The organism is Streptomyces sp. (assembly GCF_031178505.1).
Lineage (GTDB): Bacteria > Actinomycetota > Actinomycetes > Streptomycetales > Streptomycetaceae > Streptomyces > Streptomyces gulbargensis.
In genome coordinates this window covers 1-3,099 of the sequence record NZ_JAPSIW010000793.1, presented here as the reverse complement: position 1 = coordinate 3,099, position 3,099 = coordinate 1, and the positions used below count along the sequence as shown (strand labels likewise).

The 3,099-nt window shown below is 73.0% G+C and carries 3 protein-coding genes, 1 tRNA gene and 1 pseudogene; 3 read left to right on the top strand and 2 right to left on the bottom strand.

Annotation, left to right across the window (positions count from 1 at the left end; genetic code table 11):
• Nucleotides 1-48 precede the first annotated feature (48 nt).
• A tRNA-Ile gene (locus RIF68_RS32415) sits at nucleotides 49-125 on the top strand.
• A gap of 257 nt (nucleotides 126-382) precedes the next feature.
• On the opposite strand, the gene RIF68_RS32410 is transcribed toward RIF68_RS32415, so the two are convergent.
• Nucleotides 383-748 (bottom strand): hypothetical protein, encoded by a 366-nt coding sequence (locus RIF68_RS32410; RefSeq protein ID WP_309054888.1) that lies wholly within the window; start codon nucleotides 746-748, stop codon nucleotides 383-385.
• A 360-nt stretch (nucleotides 749-1,108) separates the two neighbouring features.
• Here RIF68_RS32410 and RIF68_RS32405 point away from each other — a divergent pair, with 360 nt between their 5' ends.
• Both RIF68_RS32405 and RIF68_RS32400 read left to right on the top strand, forming a co-directional pair.
• Nucleotides 1,109-1,243 (top strand): DLW-39 family protein, encoded by a 135-nt coding sequence (locus RIF68_RS32405; protein ID WP_003958712.1) that lies wholly within the window; start codon nucleotides 1,109-1,111, stop codon nucleotides 1,241-1,243.
• Nucleotides 1,244-1,543: 300 nt separating this feature from the next.
• Nucleotides 1,544-2,866, top strand: coding sequence for a hypothetical protein (locus RIF68_RS32400; protein WP_309054836.1), 1,323 nt, complete (start codon nucleotides 1,544-1,546; stop codon nucleotides 2,864-2,866).
• A 13-nt stretch (nucleotides 2,867-2,879) separates the two neighbouring features.
• Here RIF68_RS32400 and RIF68_RS32395 read toward each other — a convergent pair.
• Nucleotides 2,880-3,099: pseudogene (locus RIF68_RS32395) on the bottom strand (serine/threonine protein kinase); the annotation flags it as partial.

Below are 3,099 nucleotides of genomic sequence, written 5' to 3'. Positions count from 1 at the left end.
GCTAATCTTCAGGAGTCAGCGCGCGGGACACACACCGCAGAGCGCGGCGGGGCTATAGCTCAGTTGGTTAGAGCGCATCCCTGATAAGGATGAGGCCACAGGTTCAAATCCTGTTAGCCCCACCAGCACAGAGACCCCCAGTCGGTAGCGGCTGGGGGTCTTTGGCATCTGCGGCTGACATCGGCCGATCAGTGCTCCGGGACGACTGACCAGGACCTCGGCTCACCGCGAATCTCCAGCGCCATCTGCCCGCCCCGCGGCAGCCGGGCGTCACCCCGGATGCGCCGCTCACGGCCTGCCCTCCGCTCCGCCGCCCTGACCGAGGCACGAAGGTGTCCTCAGATCGTCCTTGAGGCACGCCGTCGCGTGCCCCTCCGAGGCATCACGAGGTGCCGTCCCGGTCGGGAACGGGGACACCGGCGGAAGCGAAGGGGTCGAGGAGAGCGCGGTACTGGGCCTCGGACAGTTTCACGCGCTTGTGCACGGCCCGTGCGGCGATGACGCAAGCGGACTTGCTGTTCGAGTGCAGGCTTGCGCGGACCTGGTCCAGCTCGACGGCACGGGGGAGCAACGCCGATCTGACGGCGTGGTCGATCCAGGACTGCTCCGAGGCGGACACGCGCGCCGCCCGGCTGGCCTCCCGGCCGCCCCGGGGCCACCCCTCCCTGAAGGCCTCGTACACCGCTGCCAGCGCGGCGGCCGGTAGGGCCGTGGCGGACGAGACGAAGCGGACGGTCGTGGGATCCACGGGGATACCTCCTGAGTCGTGTGAACGCGGCCAGGCTACGGTCCGGGCCGGACAGCCTCTTGACGGTCGAAACGATCGAGGAGGGGCCGGGGATGGCGCAGCAGCAAACGCGAGCGGACCTACGAGAGCAACCCCTCGGCGCCGTACGACACCCTCGCGGCATCGCGATCCCTGTGAATCACCGACCGTGCACGGGCTGCGTCGGTCGTCCTTCCCGGACGGTTCCTCCGCCCGGGTCGATCTGTTTGAGCGGGGTTTGAAGCGCGGGCGCGAAGGACGCACAGGTCACCGATCGGTATCGGTCGATGTGTAGAGTGGGCGTCAGAAGTCTCCTACGTCAACGAAAGACGAGGTCGCGCGGTGAAGAAGCTTCTCCTGGTCGCACTGGCCGCCATCGGCGGGCTCCTCGTGTACCGCCAGATCCAGGCGGATCGCGCCGAGCAGGACCTGTGGACGGAGGCGACCGACTCCGTGCCCGCAGGTTCCGGTGTCTGAGGGACACAGACGCACACATTCTGTGGGTGAGGCCCCGGCCGCGCGTGAGCGCCGCCGGGGTTTCGCTGTTCCCGGGCCCTGACGAAGCTTCCGTACGGCTCCCCCGCGAACACGTCCCGTGCTCGCTCCGCCACGGCCGTGCCCCTGACAGGGCGAAGCGGGACGAATGCACCGCGTGGGCGGACGGCGGGGCCACGGCCGGGGCAGGATGGACCGGCGCCACGACCGTCCCCCGGTTCTCCGGCTTCCGGGCGGGGCGCGGCGGGCGGTGACGCGACGGAGACGGACGAGGAGCAGCGCGTGAGGACGCAGACCGGGGCGTGGACGCTGGGCAGGGCGTGGAGCAGGACCGGCGGCCTGGCCGCGGCGCTCGTGGCGACCGCCCTGGTGACGTGCCTGCCCGCCGCCGCGGCGACGGCCGCCGGGGGGAACGGCGCGGCCGCTGTCCCGCCGTACGCCTTCGACGGCGCGGCCGAGCGGATCCAGGGCGCCGCCACCAGCCTGGACGCGAAGGTCCTGCGGCCGGGGCGGACGTACCGGGACACCCTCCGGAAGGACGGCAAGGTCTACTACCGTCTCGACCTCGGCACCGACCGGAACGCGTACGTCTCCGTGGTCGCCGTGCCGAAACCCGGCGGCACGGTGGAGTACGGCGACGGCGTGAGGATCACCATCCAGGACGGTTCCGGCAACGAATGCGGCTACCAGGAGGCCGACTTCGGGTCCGGCGAGTACGCCCGGCCGCTGGCCGCGTACGCCCGGCGCGTGCTGCGGGAGGACCTCACGAGCTGCCGGTCCGCCGGCGCCTACTACGTCCTCGTCGAGCGCGAGTCGGCCGCGGGCTCCGCGCAGGACGACTGGGAGCTGGAGCTGCGGCACGTCACGGAGCCGCTCCTGAAGAAGGCCGGACCGACCGCGCTGCCCGAGGTGTGGCCCTCGGCGACGCCCGCGCCGCCGGGCGGCGGCCAGCAGAGGCGGCAGGGCGGCGCCGGCTTCCACGAGGCCGTCTCGCTGCGCGAGGGCGAGTGGCGGGCCGACATCAGGCCCGGTCAGACGCTGTTCTACCGGGTGCCCCTCGACTGGGGGCAGCAACTGTTCGCCACGGCCGAGCTGGGCAGCAGCACCACGGCGGACGACCTGGTGAGCAACGCCCTGACGCTCGCCCTGGACAACCCGGCCCTCGGGTTCGTCCAGATGGAGACGGTCAGCTACGACGGTGGGCCGAGCACGCTGGAGTTCGACCCGCTGCGGCCGGTGGCCCACGAGAACCGCGGCTCGTACGAGAACGCCACCAGCGGCATGCGGTTCGCCGGCTGGTACTACCTGACGGCCACCCTCAGCCCCGAGGTGGCCGCCGCCTACGGCGACGGGCCGATTCCGCTCACCCTGCGCGTCAACGTGACGGGGGCCGCCCGCCCCGCGCCCGCCTACGACGCCGATCCGGGGATCTTCGCGGTGACCGACGACGACCGGGAGGCGGCGGCCAGCGGCGCGAGCGGGGCGACGGCGCCGGCGTCGAGCGGCGCCATGAAGGCCGTCGCCGCGGCCGGCCTCGGCACCGGGACGGTGCTGCTGCTCGGCCTCGGGGCGTGGACCCTCCTGGCCCGCCGCCGGGCGGCCTGAGCGGCTCCCGTCCTCAGATCCGCGTCAGGGCCCAGAAGCCGACCGCGAGGGACACCAGCGCGAGCAGGAGGACCGGGACCGCCACCTTCGGGGGCGGTCCCGGTCGTCGTGCGGGGGTGCGGGGCGCCGTCGGTGCGGGGGGCGGGCCGTGCAGCACGGCGGCCGTGGGGGCCCGGTGGACGGAGGGCGCCGGGTGGGTGACCGGCGGGGGCAGAGGGAAGCTGCCCGTCTCG